Raw genomic sequence first — 17,985 nt, 5'->3', positions numbered from 1 at the left:
ATCATGACATCTGAAAAATTTACTGTAGAAAAAGTATTGTCGATTCAACGTTGGACAGACAATTTATTCAGTTTTACCATGACTCGACCTGCACATTTTAAATTTAGCGCAGGTCAGTTTGCTCGTATTGGGATAATGGTCGATGGCGAGCTGATTGTACGTGCATATTCGTTGGTGTCATCGCCTTATGATGAAGTGCTTGAGTTTTTCTCAATTGTAGTACCCGATGGGGCATTTACTTCACGTTTACAGCACTTAAAAGTAGATGATGAACTATATTTAGAAAAAATTCCGTATGGTTTTTTAACCCTTGCACGTTTTCAGCAACCTGCACCACAAGATTTATGGTTATTGGCCACAGGCACAGGACTTGCGCCATTTTTATCGATGTTGCAAGATTTTGATACATGGAAGAATTATCAACAAATCTTCTTGGTTTATAGTGTAAGAACTGCTGCGGAATTGGCTTATGTCGATAAAATTCAAGACATTCATGCAAGCTTTGGAGAAAACACTCCTGATTTTCACTTTATCCCTGTAATTACGCGTGATTCAAATGCAATTTTACATGAGCGATTACCAGTATTGATTCAAAATGGCCAACTTGAAAAAATTGCAGGGCATGCTTTTAATCTAGAAACAACGCATATTATGTTATGTGGTAATCCACAAATGGTAGATGACACCAAAGAAGCCTTAAAACAACGTGGTTTAGTGATGAATCGCCGTGGGGTAGGCAATATTGCGGTCGAAAATTATTGGTGATGAGCCATGATAACGCTAAGTAATTAGAATTAAACGAACATAGACTGACATGGTATAAACATACAATAACAAGGGTAGGCGTATGTCTGTGCGTGAATAAAATATTAATGCACAAACATATCCATAAAATCACGAATTTCGCTAATTGCACTAGACAAGTCTGTGGTTAACCATGTCGGTTCAAAAATACCAATGTAATAATCCAAACGCTCTTGTGGCACTACAATCCGAATCGGACATTCTTCTTCAATTAAGCGCCATGGCAGAATAGGCGTTTCTTGATCTAAAAAGACTTGAACATCCCGAATATCAATAATCATGGCATTAATACAGTCAGGTAAAGGAATGACTGACAGTTCCTCAGTTCTACGACGGAAATATTCTAAATCTGCCCATTTCAACACATGACTTGATTTTTGAAATGCAATAATCCCGATCAAGTGTTGATCTCGGGTGTGATGAAGTGAACATTGATGACGAACATCGGTTTCTAAATCGAGTGTTACGTGCTGACATTGATATGACATAAGTATCATGGTTGATAAAGGCGGCGCACAGTATAGCTTATTTTTTAGCATGAAAATGGATAAACAAACGATACGATGTTGTGGTGTTTTTTCACACAATTTTACAATAAATCATGTTAGATTGAAATTTAGCCAATAACGGTGTGGTGTGGGAGACTCAGATGATGGCAACTTCTTCTAAGCAAGCGCTACGCATTCGTGAGCAACAAGAAAAAACGCGCATTGTACGCTTTATTTTTTTACTTGTTGTTCTATTTATGGTCTCTGTTAGCCTATATATGTTACGTCACAGTCAAGCCATTTAGAATTTAAGCTAGACCTTTCGGTCTAGCTTTTTTGTAATGCTGTGATGTACATCAATTAATTATTTTATCTAGCTGTGTAGATGAATAAAGATAATTTTTAGAATAGAAAATGTCGTTATAACAACAAAGAGGAAAATCAATGAATCATGATATTTATACACGAGGTTGGAATACAGGAAGCTTTCAATATTATTGGGAGCAATTCCAGCCAATTCTAGCGGCAATTGCCGTTTTTATTGTGGGTTGGATCATTGCTTTGGTGGTTGCAGCAGGCATTAAAAAGGTACTGCAATTGCTTAAGACCAATCAGCATCTATCTTCTGCAACAGGGCATAATCCTGATTATGAACGTATTATTGCCCGTTTTGTATTTTGGTTTGTATTAACGATAGCGATTATTGCCGCGCTAAACGTTTTAAATATTAGTAGTGTAAGTGGCCCGTTAAGCGCAATGATCGCACAAGTCTTGGTGTTTATTCCAAACTTAATTGCCGCTGTAGTGGTGGGTTTTATTGGTTGGATTTTAGCAAAGTTTGCCAGAACAGCGATTAACAGCGCTTTGGCAAAAACCAACTTGGATGAAAAATTAAGTGATCAAGTTGGCGTTCAGCCTGTGAGCAGCCATATTTCGGAAATTGTATATTGGTTGATTTTATTACTTTTCTTACCGATCATCCTGTCAATTCTAGGGTTGTCTGGTCTACTTGCACCCGTACAAAGTATGATTAATCAAGCGATTGGTTATATTCCAAATATCTTTATTGCAGGTGTGATTGCCTTTGTAGGTTACATTCTTGCAAAAATTGTGCGAGGAATTGTTGAAGGGTTGGTCAACAGCTTGGGCTTACAAGCGCAAGTTCAAAAAATTGGTATGTTTAAAAATGGTAATGTTGGACAAGTACTTGGTTCTTTTGTATTTGCCATTATTTTAATCACCACATTTATTATTGCCTTTGAAGCCTTAGGAATTGAAGCAATTTCACAACCTGCAACTGCAATGTTGAATGAAATCATGTCTGCAATTCCAAATATTATTGCAGCAGGTTTAATCTTAATTTTGGCTTATGTGGTTTCACGCTTTGTTGCCAATTTAATTCAAGATATTTTGTCTGGCACAGGACTTGATGATTTACCTGCAAAAGCAGATTTGCAACGCTTTTTGGGCAATACCAAACTTTCACAAGTTGTGGGTTGTTTAATCGTATTTTTTACGATGTTATTTGCAGTTTCAGAGGCAGCAAATCGTTTAGGGTTTGAACAAATTAGCCATTTAATTGCAATCTTTATTCAATTTGGCGGCAATATCCTACTTGGTGCATTCATCTTAGTTATTGGGTTTTGGCTTGCGAACTTGGTTGGTAATGTGGTACAGCGTGGTGAATATAACAGTTCACGTTGGTTAGGTAGTTTGGTCAAAGTTTTAATTATGGGATTGGTTCTTGCCATGGGCTTACGCGCCATGGGGATTGCCGACTCGATCGTTAATTTAGCCTTTGGTTTAACACTGGGCGCGGTTGCGGTGGCATTTGCCTTGGCCTTTGGACTTGGTGGGCGTAAACCTGCTGAAACTTTATTAACAGATTTAGTTGAAAAGGCAAAAAAAGAGGGCTGTCAAACCCAAGTTAAACAGGATGTTATGAGTCGTGATAATGATGTTGAGGTGAATCCATATGATCCTAAAAATCAGAATCCGAATGCTTAGTTAATTGGTTTTTTATGGTTCAATCTTTCTTTAAAAGATTGAACCCTTTTATTTTAAGCAAAGACTTTTAGACCAATGCCTTGATATGTTCTGCACAGATGATTTGGGTTATGGGCTAAGAGGTCGTACTAGGAAACAAGATGAAACAAATGAAGAAACCTAATCGCTATGCCGCTCCTTTAGTAATAACAGGCATTACTGTGGCTGTGTTAGCAAAAGCGTATCAGCTTATTTTTAAAAAAGCAGCGAAAGCACCCACACCTCGTGATCATGCTCATCAGTCTGATACAGACAAAGCCGAATCAACTTAAACATATTCTGCTGCTGCATAAGCTGACGCCCATGCCCATTGGAAATTATAACCACCTAAATGGCCTGTTACGTCTAGTACTTCACCAATGAAGAACAAGCCTTTTTGTTTTTTACTTTCCATCGTTTTTGACGAAACTTCGCGGGTATCAACCCCGCCTAAAGTAACTTCTGCTGTGCGATAACCTTCGGTGCCAGATGGTTTAACGTTAAAACCGTGTAATTGCCTGCAAATGGCTTCGAGTTTCTGATCGCTAAATTGTCCGAGTGCAAGCTCTGTATCGGCAGGCCAAATCAGTTGTTGTAATTCAAGGACAATACTTTTGGCAGCCAATTCGCTTAAAATGGTGCGGAGTAATGTTTTTGGATGACTTTGTTTTTTCTGTTTTAAAAGTTGCACTAAATCGTGTTGTGGAAAGAAATCAATATTAAAGGCTTCACCTGCTTGCCAATAGTTCGAAAGTTGTAGTGAGCTTGGGCCACTTAAGCCACGGTGGGTAAATAAAAGTGCCTCGGTAAACGCAGTTTTTTCATTGCTTAAGGTCACATCTAAGGCATTACCACTTAGGCGTGTGGTAACTTCTTTGAATTGATCGGAAAAGGTAAAAGGAACTAATCCTGCACGTGTTGGGTATACATAATGCCCAAATTTCTGCGCGAGTTCATAACCAAAGCCTGAACCACCTAAACTTGGAATAGATAAGCCACCTGTTGCAACTACCACCGACTCACAGTTAAATTTAGCTTGATTAGTCTGTACCATAAAGCCACCTTGGTCGAGCGTCTTTACATTCTGAACGTCATGTTGGGTTCGAAGATCGACAAGTGTACTTTTTTCACATTCAGCTAAGAGCATATTCAAAATATCTTTTGAGCCATTAAGTGTAAATAATTGCCCATGCTTGCGTTCTTCGTAGGCAATTTTATAATCGGCAACCATCCCAATAAAATCCCAATTGCTATAGCGCGACAATGCTGAAATGACAAAATGTGGATTATGAGAAAGATAGTGTCCAGTTTCGACATCAAGATTAGTAAAATTACATTTACCACCGCCTGACATTAAGATTTTTTTGCCGACTTTATTGGCTTTTTCAAGGACCAAGACCGAACGGCCACGTTTTGCCGCACAGGCTGCCAACATTAAGCCCGATGCGCCTGCACCTAGCACGATGACATCATAATCTGTTGCGGACATCTCGTTTCTCTTTACTGTAAAAAGGGCGCATTATACAAAAATTACCCTTACCGTGCAGTTAAATCTGACGACCTTGTAAGCCACCTGTATGAATTGCTAAAATTTTTGTGCCCGATGCAAAATAATCTTTTTGAATTAAATCAAACAGTCCCATTAACATTTTAGCGGTATAAATTTGTTCGAGTGGAATGTGATATTTTGCTTCGAACTGATACATAAATTGGATCAGTTCGGGTGTGGTTTTGGCATAACCACCACAGCAATAATCATCAAGAATTTGCCAATTGCATTTTTGTGTGAGCTGACGCACTTCTGTTGTTAAAAAATCGCCTTTTAATGCGGAAAATCCTAATAACTGGTGTTGTGCTTGACTCGATTCAATTAACCCCGCAAGCGTTCCACCTGTGCCGACAGCACAGCAAAATAGATCATAATTCGCTAAGTCTTGTGGGCTTAAAATTTCGCTACAGCCCTGAATAGCGAGTGAATTGGTTCCACCTTCAGGAATAATGGCAAAATCAGGGTATTTAGCGACTAGATTTTGCAAAAATTCAGGTGCATGCCGCTGTAGATATTGTTGTCGTGAAATAAACTGTAATTGCATGCCAAATTTTTGCGCCGTTTTGAGAGTCGGATTCAGTGGGCGCTGTGCTAACTCATCCCCTCGAATGATACCAATACTTTGTAAACCTAAAGCATGTGCTGCATATGCTGTTGCTGCAATATGATTGGAATAGGCACCACCAAAAGTCAAAACACCCATTTTTTGCTGTTGCTGTGCCTGTTGCAGATTATATTTGAGTTTAAAAAACTTATTGCCTGATATGTTTGGATGAACCAAATCTAGCCGTTTTAAGTCAAGTTGAATGTGTGCATTTTGAATCAGCCGTTGATTTGGCAGATCAATTTTGGAAAATAGCATGGACATGTTTAGTTCGCCTGACTTTGACTTGCAGTATCAACTGAGCTAATGACGGACATACCCGGTCTTAAACGATTTATTTCAGGTTGATTAGGGTCAATGCTAATTTTAACTGCAATTCGTTGTACCACTTTAGTAAAGTTACCTGTCGCATTATCTGTTTTAAGTACACTAAACTCTGAACCCGCAGCAGGGGAAATTTCACTAACGTGCCCCGTAAATTTTTTGTGATCTAGAGCATCAACCGTGAAAAAAGCTTTTTGCCCAATTTTCATTTGTGCAATTTGAGTTTCTTTAAAGTTGGCAATCACCCAAGTGGTTTGTGGAATCAAATATAAAAGCTGAGAACCTGCACCAACATATTGTCCTAAACGTGGGGTGACTTCACCTAACTGACCATCCATCGGGGCAGTAATAACGCTGTAATTTCGGGTGGTATTGGCTTGATCAAGCTGTGCATCGGCACTGTTGACTTGTGCTTCGAGTCCCACTGTTGCAACTTGAGCTGTTTTGAGGGCGGCTTGTGCCACACGAACGTTGGCTTTGGCTTCATTCAATAATGCTAAATTGTTGGCAACATTGCTACGGTTTTGATCAAAATCGGTCTGAGAAACCGCACCAGTATTGGCTAATGCTTGATAGCGTTTGAGTTGTTGCAATGACAGTTGATACTGAGATTCAACTTGAGCAACTTTGGCTTGTGCAGCAACAATGTCAGCTTGGCGCTGTGCAATGGCTTGTTTCTGATTGTTTAAGCTATTTGATGCTTGTTCTACGCTAGATTTAGCTTGCGAGACCTTTTGATCATACGTGGTCGGGTCAATGTGCATTAAGATTTGCCCTTTTCTGACATGGTCAAAATCGCTGACTAAAACTTCTTTTACATAACCATTAATTTGTGAAGATAAAACCGTGGTTTTACCTTTAATATAACTATTGTCTGTTTGTTGGATTGGGCTATTAAATGGGCCAATTTGCCATGCCCACATAATTAATCCAATCCCACAAAGCAAGATAAAAAACATGATCACTAAAGTAGATTTATTGGTTTGAATAATTTTACTGACCTTTGGCACACTCTTTAAGTGCGGTTGCACAGTGGTTCCCGCGTCAGGTTCTGCGGTTATTTTTGGCTCTTGTTGTTCATTCATGGCAATGCTCAATTTGAAGAGGAGAGTTGTTGGTGATGTTGGTATCGCGTCCAAGCAATATTGCTTAAGCCCCAAATCAGTAAAATTAGGGCGAAAATACCATTGAGATAAATCACATCATTGTAGGCACGGACTTGGGCTTCACGGGTACTGACTTGTGCAAGCGTGGCTCGTGCTTGTAACTGGACTTTTGTAGGGTCGCTAACGCTGTTATATTTGGCCTGATATTGTTGTAAACGTTGATTAACAATGCTATTGGTGCTGTCTAAGCTATTTTTAATGGTCATTTGATAGACCTGTACGCGTTCTTTTTGATAAGTTGAAAAAAAGGATGAACCAATTAAACCACCAAAATTTTGCGTGGCAGAAAATAGCACCAAATAAGTCACAATATGACTTGCACCTTGCTGTAAGGCACGTCCAAAACCTGTTAATAATAATGGCCCAATAAATAAACCACCTGCAAAAGCAACTAAGGATTGGCTGAGATAAAAATTGGCAGGGCGGACATCACTGGTTAAATTTCGGTCTAGGCCACAAGCGATAAAAATAAGGATCACAGCAAATAATAATTGAGAGGTCATGTGCTCACGAGAAAAGGTGATGGCACTAAAAATTACCCCAAACAGCATGGCGAAAAAAATGATGGTGTATAGTGGCACAAATTGATCAGGCCCCATTCCCATAGTTTTTAAGAAATTAACCGCAGCATAGCTTTGTTCAGACATTAATAACCGTATGGCAAAGGCAGCAAAAAGAAAGCGCAATGTTGAACTTGCACCTAACCAGCGGGTCATGATTAGAGGGTTTTCTCTGAAATGTTCGAAACCAAAACCAAGAACCAACAGGCATAATCCTGCAATGAGCATATAGGCCAGCCATGGTGAATCGAACCACCAAAGCAAAGGCCCTTGTACGAGTACTGCACATAAACAGGCAAATCCTGGTGCAAGTAAAGCAAAAGTTAGAAAATCTTTTTTTTCAAAGACAGCTATTCGAATACTTCTAGGAAGTTTAAGTGCGACCACCATTGCATAACAACAAATCGCAAGTCCAAGCTCAAAGCGATAAAGCACTTGCCAATTATTCACACTAACCAATAAGGGAGAAATCACCCAAGCTAAGGGCACACCAAGTTGTCCAAATCCCATACCAATATACAAGCCTTTAATTCGGTGTGCTTTGGTAAATGCTTGCATAATGTAATACATGCCTAAAGAACTTAATGGTGCGGCGACTAATCCACTAAAAAAACGCACAAACAATGCTGAATGATAGCTATGCACAAACATATGCAGCAGCATCACCCCAATAAATGCGAGTAATGCAATTTCACTGAATAAACGAAGCCCATATTGTTGCCGTGTTTTAAATAAAATGAGGTTGGCACTGACATTCGCCATGACATAAGACGCAGGCAACCATGCAGCTTCTACAGGTGTTAAAGCGTACTCACCTTGTAACTGTGGCAAGTTAGCGGTAATAAAGCCATTACTTAAACCTGCCGAAAGGGCAATAAATGTTCCAATGATAAAATACAAATAGCGTTTAGTACGTGAGTGTGCGATTGACGGAGGAGAGCCTGGTAAGATTGGACGTTCATCATCTGTCCAATCGGGAGGTGGTTCAAGATAACGCGGTGCTTTATCCATAGATCACATCCTGTGATGGTTGAATGCCCACAAATAAAAGGTCAAGAGCACGTGTTGCTAAACGTTTTTGCTCTTGTTCGGTGTGTCCTCGAAAAGAGGAGGCAAGAATAGAAACAATAGTACGATAATCTTCAAAATTTAGATCGGGGCGGCACTTTTGAGTCGCAATTGCACGATCAATTAAGGGTTGGATGATACTTTGATGTGTTGTAGTGAGTTGTTTTAAAACTGGATCATCAATTTCTAAAACTTTCCAATATTCTTTTAAAGCACTTAAATAGTTTAAGTGTTGAATATGGCTTTCAATGAGTTGGAATAAGCCATCATCATGATTTTCAAAAGATGCAACACGTGGGCGTAAATTCTCAATTGTATCTGCTAATAAAGCATAAACAAGCGCTTTGCGGTCGGAAAAATTACGATAAAACGTAGCTCTGCCGACACCTGCATGGTTAATAATAAGTTGTAAGGGCACATGAATGCCATGAGTTTTAATCATTTCTGCTGCGGCTTGCAGTAATTCTTCTCGGTTCTGACTTGCGCGTGTGACATGCTTGTTCATGCAATAGCAGCTAAAATAAAAGAAGATGTTATTTTACGGACAAAAATGTCCGAATTTATTTTGGATATGTTACTTCTTTGTAATTATAACTGTTAGTTATATATTTTTATAAAATTCATCATTATTATTTTTGTTTCTTGCAGCTTATGCTTGGCTTATCTTCTTCTGAGAATAGTTAATATGAAAAGCCAACAACAAATTTCTAAAGCACAATATCAAGATAAATCAGATGCTTATTTAAATAGCCAAGTTCATGCTCAAGGCATCGAATTTGAGAAAATGAGAGATTGTATTCAACAACATCAATTCAAACATATCTTAGACTTAGGTTGTGGTGGTGGACATGTCAGTTATCAGGTTGCAGATTTAACTGAAACTACAATTGCTTACGATGTCACGCCTGAAATGTTAATTACGGTTGAAAAAACAGCACAGAAAAAAGGATTAACCCAAATTCAAACCCAATTGGGCGTTGCCGAAAAACTCCCTTTTGCTGATCAGGCTTTTGATTGTGTCATTAGCCGTTATTCTGCACATCATTGGCAACATGTAGGATATGCAATGCAAGAAATTTATCGCGTATTAACCACAACAGGAAAAGTCATTCTTGTAGATATTTTAGGCAATGCTCAGCCTGCTTTAGATACCTTTTTACAAACGATTGAGATGATTCGTGATCCAAGTCATGTGAGAAATTATAGCTTGGCTGAATGGATGCATTTTGCAGAATATGCTAGTTTTCGAGTCGAGCAAATACAGAAACAGACTTTAAACTTAGATTTTGCAAGTTGGGTGAGTCGGATGAAAACACCTGAAAATCATGTGAAAACCATTCGTGCTTTACAAATGCAAGTTGCAGGTAACGTCAAAGCGTATTTCCAAATTCAGCATGATGGTTCGTTTCAAACGGATGTGATGTATTTAGTTTTATCTAAAGCAGCTTAAGTCTGCTAGAATATTGCGTTTAAATTTTGCATAAATAGGGTTCCCTTTGGACAGTTTATTGCCGCTTGTTTCAATTACTGCCGCATTGATGCTTGGTGCGATGAGTCCTGGCCCAACCTTTATTTATGTGGCGAAAAATTCCATCGCGATCTCACGCAAACATGGGCTATATACCGCATTAGGAACAGGAACTGGTGCTGCATTTTTCGGTTTACTTGCGGTGATGGGCTTACAAGCGATTTTGTTGGCCGTGCCTTCTGCTTATTTGGTCTTAAAAATTTGTGGTGGTCTATATTTGCTATGGTTGGCTTTTAAAATTATTCGTCATGCTAAAGAGCCAATGCATACCGAACAAGACTTAACTCAAAAAATGAGTCATCAGCAAGCTTACCGTTTAGGCTTTATTACCCAATTAAGTAATCCTAAAATTGCGATTGTGCTTGCGAGTATTTTTACTGCGCTGTTACCTAAAGATATTCCAACCTATTATTACATTGTATTGCCTGTTTTATGCTTTTTTATTGATGCAGGATGGTATTCATTAGTGGCAGTTATTTTATCGGCTGAAGGGCCGCGTAAAGTATATTTAAAATCTAAAGCGATTTTCGACCGCCTTGCTGGAGGCGTTATGACTTTATTAGGTCTAAAACTAATTTTTGGATTAAAATAGGTTTGATTTAAATGAAAGGGCGCAAGTGTTTTAAACTTGCGCCCTTTTTTTGTTTAGATTTTAGAGAATGATCAAATTGAAATACAAATTGAAATAATTTTTTAATTTCCTTCGATTTAAAAAGTGCTAATTTAAAAGAAAATAACAACAAAGCGGGAGGATCGGCGAATGAAAAAAATCTCCATACTCATTTGCTGCACGGTTGTACTTGTTGGTTGCGAAGCAGTTAAAACAGATCAACATTACTATACCAAAAGTATTGCAGGCGTCCCTGTCCATGAACAAGATTATCAACTAAAGATTGCAAAGCATTAAACACCAAGAATCCTAAAGATTAACCATGATTTTTAGGATTCTTCATTAACCAACTTGATTAAGATATAGTTTTTTCCATTTATTATTTAATGTGAGATTGTTTTTAGCATCTCTTTGTGATTAAAGCCTAGTTCTCAGCATAATACCTTGATTACGCTTGCTTGATTTTTAAGATAAAACGACGAAATAGATTGGTATTGAATTTTGGAAATGCAGTTTATTGTGCAGATAAAATAAGTCTAACGCTTGTGATGAGTATTCAGCAAGTCAACAATACGAATGTGATTCATTTGAACTATAGCATGATTCTTATTTTTAGAAAGAATAGACATAAAAAAAGAGAACCGTAAGGTTCTCTTTTTCTACTAAATCGAGTAATCGATTAGTGAGCAGCTTCAGATGCAGCTGGAGCAGCATCAGATGCAGCAGCAGTAGCGTCAGATGCAGCAGCAGTAGCGTCAGATGCAGCAGCAGTAGCTTCAGATGCAGCAGCAGTAGCGTCAGATGCAGCAGCAACAGCTTCAGATGCTGGAGCAGAAGCAGCAGCAGCTTCTTCAGTTTTCTTTGCACAACCAACGAAAGCTAAAGTTGTAGCTACAGCAGCTACGATAGCGAATTTTTTGAATAACATGGCATCACTCTCAAATTAAGTCATAAGACATAAAAAAACCAAAGCTAACCTGTTTGTGCTTTAATTATCCCTACACGTTCGATAGGTAACAACGCTTGGAGCAGATTAACTGGTATGCCGATATGCTATCATTGCCTATATTGAATTACTACTAGCGAATGAAAAAAAAACGAAAAAAAATCGAATTTGAGTCTTGTTTTTAACAGGAAATAACAATTAAAAATGATTTTGCATTTGGATAAATGATGGACTAAACACTTAAAAATAAAAAAAGTTTTTATTTTTAGTCTAAATGGAAAGTTGATGGTTGTGGGTAAAAAAACAGCTAAATATAAATCTTTGTTATTTTCATGTAAGTTATGTCAACCCGCAGACCAAGACTAAACATGATCTGCGGGATATGTGCTTATTGTTTACGTTTCATTTGCTCGAAGAAATCATCATTGGTTTTGGTTTCTTTCATACGATCAAGTAAGAATTCCATTGCAGCAAGTTCATCCATTGGATGAAGTAGCTTACGCAAAATCCATACTTTACGTAGATTGTCTTCGCTCATGAGGCGTTCTTCACGGCGTGTACCTGATTTTTTCAAGTTCATTGACGGGAATACACGTTTTTCAGCAATACGGCGATCAAGTGTAATTTCTTGGTTACCTGTACCTTTGAATTCCTCATAAATCACTTCATCCATTTTACTGCCTGTTTCAATTAAAGCAGTTGAAATGATGGTGAGTGATCCACCTTCTTCAATATTACGTGCTGCACCAAAGAAGCGTTTTGGGCGTTCTAAGGCGTGTGCATCGACACCACCTGTCAAGACTTTACCTGATGATGGAATTACGGTGTTATAAGCACGCGCTAAACGTGTAATCGAGTCAAGCAAGATCACGACATCTTTTTTGTGTTCAACCAAGCGTTTGGCTTTTTCAATCACCATTTCGGCAACTTGTACGTGACGAGCAGGCGCTTCATCAAAAGTAGAAGCGATAACTTCACCACGAACAGTACGTTCCATTTCAGTCACTTCTTCAGGGCGTTCGTCAATAAGAAGAACGATTAAGAAGACTTCTGGATTGTTGCGGACAATTGATTGTGCAATATTTTGTAGCAACATGGTCTTACCCGCTTTTGGCGGTGCAACAATAATAGAGCGTTGACCTTTACCAATAGGAGCAATTAAGTCCACTACACGTGCGGTTAAATCTTCAGATGAACCATTACCAAGCTCCATCACCAATTGCTCGGTTGGAAAGAGTGGGGTTAAGTTTTCAAATAGAATTTTATTACGCGAGTTTTCTGGTGTGTCGTAGTTAATTTGATTCACTTTTAAAAGTGCAAAATAACGTTCACCTTCTTTTGGTGGGCGAATCGTGCCTGTAATTGTGTCGCCTGTGCGTAAATTAAAGCGACGAATTTGGGAAGGGCTTACGTAAATATCGTCTGGGCCAGCAAGATAAGATCCTGCTGCCGAACGTAAGAAACCGAAACCATCAGAAAGAATTTCTAAAACACCATCACCAAAAATTTCTTCGCCATTCATGGCATGGCGTTTTAAAATTGCGAAGATGATATCTTGTTTACGGTTACGTGCCATCCCCTCAAGGCCCATAAACTCAGCAATTTTAATGAGTTCGCCAATCGGTTTTTTCTTGAGTTCAGTTAAATTCATAGGAGGTCAGTTACTATAAGAACGTCTGGAGAGTCGATTCTGGAAAATAAAAAAAGTAAAAGTCAGCCGCGTGCTGTTAGGACCGAGCAAAATCAATTGCACAATACAAAAACAGAGATCTGTTTAATTGTTTCGAAGGTATAAGATAACAATTGCAGTGCCGAGCGGCGGTCTTATGTGTTGTGTGTTCTAAGAAAGCGTGTGCGCAAAGCTTCATCTCTCTTGAATTTGGAATATAAGCGACCTAGTCGTAATTGTCAATTTAAGATTAGGCAAAATTCAGCAAAAAAAGCGGTGAATTTTGCCTATTTTTTATCTTTTAACGAAAATTAGATATTTTCATCAATAAAAGAAACAAGTTTTGAACGTGGAACTGCACCGATTTGTTGTGCAACCACTTCGCCATTTTTAAATAATAACAATGCAGGAATGTTGCGAATGTTGTAGTTCACAGATGTTTGCTCACAAGCAGTCACATCTACTTTTACAATTTTCACTTTACCTTCGTATTCACGAGATAAATCTTCAAGTACTGGCGCAATTGCTTTACAAGGCCCACACCAAGCTGCCCAAAAGTCAACTAGAACAGGAACGTCTGAACCTAGGACATCAGTTTGAAAGTCGGTATCGGTGGTATTAATAAGGTTTGACATAAAAACTCCAAGAAATATGAAACATGCTTGTTTTGAATATAAGTATTACATAGCAAATTTCAATGTCATAGTTGAATTGTATGATTATCTCGAATGCAGGCCATTTTGTCTAATAGAGGATTACGATATGCTAAATCGATTAATGCTATATGCCATAATGCTTGATTTGTCTATTGGTTTGGACAAAGAGGGAGAATTTGAATAACAGTGAGTTTAGACACAAAGTTGACATAAAATCTTAATGTTTGTAGGGAAAAGCACTTTCCAATTACGGGGCAGTGAATTACTCTAGGAAGCAATTCAATTTACTTCGTTTGCGCACCATGTCTGATTTTTTGATTGATGAAGAGTTACTCGCGGCCATTGATATGGGGTCAAATAGCTTTCACCTTGCGATTGCCCGTGTGGATCATGGTGAAGTGAAAAAAGTGGTTTCGATGTCGGAAAAAGTACAACTTGCTGCGGGTTTAGATGAAAATAAAAATTTAACAGAGGTTGCACAGCAACGAGGTTTGTCTTGTTTAGCTCGTTTTGTTGGGCGCTTAAGTTCAGTACAACCAACACGACTTCGAATTGTCGCAACCAATGCCTTGCGTCAAGCCAAAAATGGCCATGAATTTATTCAAAAAGCGGCTGAAATTTTACCAAAACCGATTGAGATTATTGCTGGACGTGAAGAAGCACGGCTCATTTATTTAGGTGTTTCACATACGATGGCCAATGGTGGGCGTCGTTTAGTGGTTGATATTGGTGGTGGATCAACTGAACTGATTATTGGCGAAGAATTTGAGCCAATTCATACCGAATCGTTACAAATGGGATGCGTTTCTTTTACAAAAGCCTATTTTTCTGACGGTGAAGTCAGCCAGAAAAACTTCAATAAAGCTTTTGTTGCAGCTTGCAAAGAACTCTCTGGAATTGCTAACACTTATAAGTCTGCAGGTTGGGACACTGTTGTCGGTTCAAGCGGAACTATCAAAGCTTGTCGTCAAATTATGGTCAATATGGGCTTAAGTGATGAACAAGAAAGTGTGACCCGTGAAGGTTTGGAAAAACTCAAAGACAAATTGCTTAAGTTTAAGCATATTTCTGATATTGACTTTGATGGTTTAAAAGAAGATCGCCGAGCAGTTCTGCCAGCTGGATTGGCGATTTTGTATGCTGTGTTTGAGGTATTGGAAATTGACCGATTAATGTATTCAGACGGCGCTTTAAGAGAAGGCGTGATGTATGATTTACTGGGTCGTTTTAAGCATGAAGATATTCGAGATCGTAGTGTTCAGGCATTAATTGGACGTTACAATGCCGATGCAAAACAAGCAGAAAGGGTGGTCGCAACTGCACAGAAATTATTTGATTTTGTTTCACGAGACTTGAAATTAACCAATGAAGACAGTGACTTAATTCGTCGTGCAGCTTATTTGCATGAAATTGGCTTAGCGATTAGTCATGCTGGATATCACCGTCATGGTGCGTATTTATTACAGCATTCGGATATTCCTGGTTTTTCACAAATTGATCAGAATCATCTTTCGCATTTGGTTGCACATCATCGTCGTAAACTGAGAATTGAAAGCAAAAATGATGTTTTTAAAGTGGGTGGGCAAACACTTATCTACCTAAGTTTATTGTTAAGATTGGCCGTTTTGCTCAATCATAGTAGGAGTGATCAGATGCTTCCTGCCATTGAATTAAAGGTAGTGAATGCGCAACAATGGCAGTTAACAGTTTCTGGTGATGCGAAACAATGGCCGTTATTGGTTGCCGACTTGCACGATGAGCGAGAGCAATTTAAACATTGGGACATTGATTTGATCATTCAGTCGGAACAATTTATTGATTAACGCCGCGTTGATTCATTTAAGGATAATACTCGACCTATGAAAAATAAAGCTGCTCAGTCTAAAGCGTGGAAGACGGTACAAATTGCGCGTCATCCTCAGCGTCCGCAATTTTTAGATTATGCAAATGAATTATTTGATGACTTAGATGTTCTGCATGGTGACCGTGTTTTTGGTGACGATGGTGCGATGATTGGTGGTCTTGCTCGTTTCGAAGGCCAACCTGTAATGATCGTTGGTCAACACCGCGGTCGTACAACGCGTGAACGTTTACAACATAACTTTGGGATGGCAAATCCTGAAGGTTATCGTAAATCACAGCGTTTGCTTGACTTAGCTGAGCGCTTTAATTTACCTGTTTTAACTTTTATTGATACGATGGGTGCATACCCAGGTGTGGGTGCAGAAGAGCGTGGTCAAGCAGAAGCAATTGCGACCAGTCTTGCGCAGCTTTCACGTTTAAAAGTTCCTGTGATTGCAACGGTATTAGGTGAAGGTGGTTCAGGTGGTGCGCTTGGGATTGGGGTCGCTGATCGTGTGATTATGTTGTCACACAGTATTTACTCGGTGATTTCGCCTGAAGGTTGTGCTTCTATTTTATGGAAAACTGCCGAAAAAGCTGAACAAGCCAGTGAAGCATTGGCACTTACCGCAGAAAAATTACAGTCTATGGGGATTGTAGAAACGGTAATTGACGAAGGCGAAGGTGCTCATTTACAGCCTGAAAACGTGATGAATAAACTACGTGAAGTGTTAAAAACCACGTTAGCTGAATTAGAAACCATGGACGCAGACACACGATGCGAAGCACGTTATCAACGTTTAATGAAATTTGGCAGCAGCAATTTAGGTCTAGCGTCTTAAATGACGCTGAGCTGCACTATCCGCAACAAAAGTTCTTAATTGGTTGTAGTGGTGGCATGGATTCCATGCTACTGCTACAGCTGATGAATTTACTCTTTCCACAGCGCATTCGCGCAGTTTATATTGATCATCAACTTCAAGCACCAAGTGCTGCTTGGGGCGAAGTCGTGCGTGAATTTTGCTTTGAACGACAGATTTTGTGTGAAATTGTGGCTGTGCAAGTGCAAAATGGCAATCTTGAACAGCAAGCTCGACAAGCGCGTTATGCGGCATTTTCACAACATATTCACAAGAATGAAGTGCTGGTTTTGGCACATCATCAACAAGATCAGGCTGAAACACTGTTATTACGCTTGCTTTCGGGCAGTGGAGTTGCTGGACTTTCGGCAATGCGTGAGCATGATGTACGTGATGGTCTGCATATTTGGCGGCCGATGCTAAATTTAAGCCGTGAGCAAATTGAAAAGTGGACGGAGACCTTACATCTAGGCTATGTGATCGATCCAACCAATGCCGATCAGCATTACGATCGGGCATGGTGTCGTGAAACGGTTTGGCCATTGTTGCAACAGCGTTTTCCACAAATGCAAATGGCATTGGCTCGAACCACATGGTTGATGCAAGATGCCAATGAAATTTTAGATAGTGTGCTGGAACAAGATTGGCAACTTTGTTGCACGCCGAATCAGCTTAATTTAGCTCAATTTAAATTATTGTCTGTGCCACGGCAGCGCCAACTTTTATCGGTTTGGTTAAAAGGTGACGGTATTTATCGGCCAAGTCTTGATGCTGTGCAACGTTTGCAACGAGAAGTGATTGATGCGAAAGCTGATGCACAGGCCGTTTTATTTTTAAAGCCCTATTATTTTGTTCGGTATCAAAATCAGATCCATCGTTTAACTGAAAAGCAGTATTTGGCTGTGAAGAAGGTAGTAATAGTTGATGAAATTTTGAACTGCAAATTGCAACAAATTATTACGACTGCTTCGGGAATATACATCATTGAACAGACCAATCAAATGGGATTGTGCTTCGAATTATTGACCCAAACTTTAAACTTAAAAGTGAGGCAGGGCGGTGAAAAAGTTCATCTTTATGGACGTGTTGGATCGTGGCCACTGAAAAAAGCCATTCAAGCGGCACAAATTTTTCCGTGGTTACGTTATCAAGTGCAAATTTTGGCGAAAGATGATGTTATTCTAGGGGTATTTACCCCTCAAGGATTTTGGTTGGCACAGTCGCCGTATTGTCAGTTAGGTGGCTGGAAACCAACACAAAAAGTTGAGTGATGACTGCATTGCCGA

General features: G+C 39.2%; 19 protein-coding genes. 10 read left to right on the top strand and 9 right to left on the bottom strand.

The genetic code is table 11. The features are described 5' to 3' along the window. Positions 1 to 3: 3 nt before the first annotated feature. Positions 4 to 765 carry a ferredoxin--NADP reductase gene (locus FXN70_RS09780; RefSeq protein WP_324647277.1) on the top strand — a complete coding sequence of 254 codons (762 nt, stop codon included), beginning with the start codon at positions 4 to 6 and terminating at the stop codon, positions 763 to 765. A gap of 104 nt (positions 766 to 869) precedes the next feature. Here the strand turns inward: FXN70_RS09780 and FXN70_RS09775 are convergent, their stop codons facing one another. Beyond that, positions 870 to 1,292 (bottom strand): hypothetical protein, encoded by a 423-nt coding sequence (locus tag FXN70_RS09775; protein WP_324647276.1) that lies wholly within the window; start codon positions 1,290 to 1,292, stop codon positions 870 to 872. A gap of 161 nt (positions 1,293 to 1,453) precedes the next feature. Between FXN70_RS09775 and FXN70_RS09770 the strand changes: the two genes are divergently transcribed. The 3 genes from FXN70_RS09770 to FXN70_RS09760 all read left to right on the top strand — a co-directional run bounded on the left by FXN70_RS09770 (position 1,454) and on the right by FXN70_RS09760 (position 3,610). Continuing rightward, complete coding sequence (locus FXN70_RS09770; RefSeq protein WP_324647275.1) at positions 1,454 to 1,597, top strand: hypothetical protein; 144 nt, start codon at positions 1,454 to 1,456, stop codon at positions 1,595 to 1,597. Positions 1,598 to 1,736: 139 nt separating this feature from the next. Then, positions 1,737 to 3,299 carry a mechanosensitive ion channel gene (locus FXN70_RS09765; RefSeq protein ID WP_324647274.1) on the top strand — a complete coding sequence of 521 codons (1,563 nt, stop codon included), beginning with the start codon at positions 1,737 to 1,739 and terminating at the stop codon, positions 3,297 to 3,299. A gap of 140 nt (positions 3,300 to 3,439) precedes the next feature. Next, the gene (locus tag FXN70_RS09760; protein ID WP_324647273.1) at positions 3,440 to 3,610 is read left to right on the top strand and encodes a hypothetical protein; all 171 of its coding nucleotides are present in this window, start codon (positions 3,440 to 3,442) and stop codon (positions 3,608 to 3,610) included. Here FXN70_RS09760 and FXN70_RS09755 read toward each other — a convergent pair. From FXN70_RS09755 to FXN70_RS09735, 5 genes are read right to left on the bottom strand one after another with little or no spacing between them, the layout of a single operon-like run. Further along, entirely contained in the window at positions 3,607 to 4,806 is a 1,200-nt protein-coding gene (locus tag FXN70_RS09755) for an NAD(P)/FAD-dependent oxidoreductase (RefSeq protein ID WP_324647272.1), read from the bottom strand. The genes FXN70_RS09760 and FXN70_RS09755 overlap by 4 nt on opposite strands. 58 nt (positions 4,807 to 4,864) lie before the next feature. Then, positions 4,865 to 5,728 (bottom strand): 1-aminocyclopropane-1-carboxylate deaminase/D-cysteine desulfhydrase, encoded by an 864-nt coding sequence (locus FXN70_RS09750; protein WP_324647364.1) that lies wholly within the window; start codon positions 5,726 to 5,728, stop codon positions 4,865 to 4,867. An 8-nt stretch (positions 5,729 to 5,736) separates the two neighbouring features. Beyond that, entirely contained in the window at positions 5,737 to 6,879 is a 1,143-nt protein-coding gene (locus tag FXN70_RS09745; protein WP_324647271.1) for an HlyD family secretion protein, read from the bottom strand. 8 nt (positions 6,880 to 6,887) lie between these two features. After that, positions 6,888 to 8,531: an MFS transporter gene (locus FXN70_RS09740; protein WP_324647270.1), complete on the bottom strand. Its 1,644-nt coding sequence runs from the start codon at positions 8,529 to 8,531 to the stop codon at positions 6,888 to 6,890. Further along, positions 8,524 to 9,093 carry a TetR/AcrR family transcriptional regulator gene (locus FXN70_RS09735; RefSeq protein WP_324647269.1) on the bottom strand — a complete coding sequence of 190 codons (570 nt, stop codon included), beginning with the start codon at positions 9,091 to 9,093 and terminating at the stop codon, positions 8,524 to 8,526. The genes FXN70_RS09740 and FXN70_RS09735 overlap by 8 nt, the downstream gene beginning before the upstream one ends. Before the next feature lie 180 nt (positions 9,094 to 9,273). Here FXN70_RS09735 and FXN70_RS09730 point away from each other — a divergent pair, with 180 nt between their 5' ends. From FXN70_RS09730 to FXN70_RS09720, 3 genes are all read left to right on the top strand, one after another. Further along, positions 9,274 to 10,038 (top strand): class I SAM-dependent methyltransferase, encoded by a 765-nt coding sequence (locus FXN70_RS09730; protein WP_324647268.1) that lies wholly within the window; start codon positions 9,274 to 9,276, stop codon positions 10,036 to 10,038. Positions 10,039 to 10,084: 46 nt separating this feature from the next. Next, positions 10,085 to 10,708: a LysE family translocator gene (locus FXN70_RS09725; protein WP_324647267.1), complete on the top strand. Its 624-nt coding sequence runs from the start codon at positions 10,085 to 10,087 to the stop codon at positions 10,706 to 10,708. Positions 10,709 to 10,876: 168 nt separating this feature from the next. Continuing rightward, entirely contained in the window at positions 10,877 to 11,023 is a 147-nt protein-coding gene (locus FXN70_RS09720; RefSeq protein WP_324647266.1) for an NF038215 family lipoprotein, read from the top strand. A gap of 382 nt (positions 11,024 to 11,405) precedes the next feature. Here FXN70_RS09720 and FXN70_RS09715 read toward each other — a convergent pair whose 3' ends face one another. The 3 genes from FXN70_RS09715 to trxA all read right to left on the bottom strand — a co-directional run bounded on the left by FXN70_RS09715 (position 11,406) and on the right by trxA (position 13,976). Then, positions 11,406 to 11,654: a hypothetical protein gene (locus FXN70_RS09715; RefSeq protein WP_324647265.1), complete on the bottom strand. Its 249-nt coding sequence runs from the start codon at positions 11,652 to 11,654 to the stop codon at positions 11,406 to 11,408. Between the two features lie 406 nt (positions 11,655 to 12,060). Beyond that, a complete protein-coding gene (rho, locus tag FXN70_RS09710; protein ID WP_324647264.1) occupies positions 12,061 to 13,323 on the bottom strand; it encodes a transcription termination factor Rho in 1,263 nt (420 codons plus the stop codon). A 329-nt stretch (positions 13,324 to 13,652) separates the two neighbouring features. Then, a complete protein-coding gene (gene trxA / locus FXN70_RS09705; protein ID WP_324647263.1) occupies positions 13,653 to 13,976 on the bottom strand; it encodes a thioredoxin in 324 nt (107 codons plus the stop codon). 323 nt (positions 13,977 to 14,299) lie between these two features. Here trxA and ppx point away from each other — a divergent pair, with 323 nt between their 5' ends. From ppx to tilS, 3 genes are read left to right on the top strand one after another with little or no spacing between them, the layout of a single operon-like run. Further along, positions 14,300 to 15,820, top strand: a complete 1,521-nt coding sequence (gene ppx, locus FXN70_RS09700) for an exopolyphosphatase (RefSeq protein ID WP_324647262.1) — start codon at positions 14,300 to 14,302, stop codon at positions 15,818 to 15,820. A 36-nt stretch (positions 15,821 to 15,856) separates the two neighbouring features. Next, a complete protein-coding gene (locus FXN70_RS09695) occupies positions 15,857 to 16,681 on the top strand; it encodes an acetyl-CoA carboxylase carboxyltransferase subunit alpha (protein WP_420714403.1) in 825 nt (274 codons plus the stop codon). Continuing rightward, positions 16,618 to 17,970 (top strand): tRNA lysidine(34) synthetase TilS, encoded by a 1,353-nt coding sequence (gene tilS / locus FXN70_RS09690; protein WP_324647261.1) that lies wholly within the window; start codon positions 16,618 to 16,620, stop codon positions 17,968 to 17,970. Before FXN70_RS09695 ends, tilS begins: the two co-directional genes overlap by 64 nt. Positions 17,971 to 17,985 lie beyond the last annotated feature (15 nt).

It is taken from the genome of Acinetobacter sp. MD2 (genome assembly GCF_035615575.1).
Taxonomy (GTDB): Bacteria; Pseudomonadota; Gammaproteobacteria; order Pseudomonadales; family Moraxellaceae; genus Acinetobacter.
The sequence above is the reverse complement of the archived record's forward strand: the minus strand, read 5'-3'. Positions and strand labels throughout refer to the sequence as shown.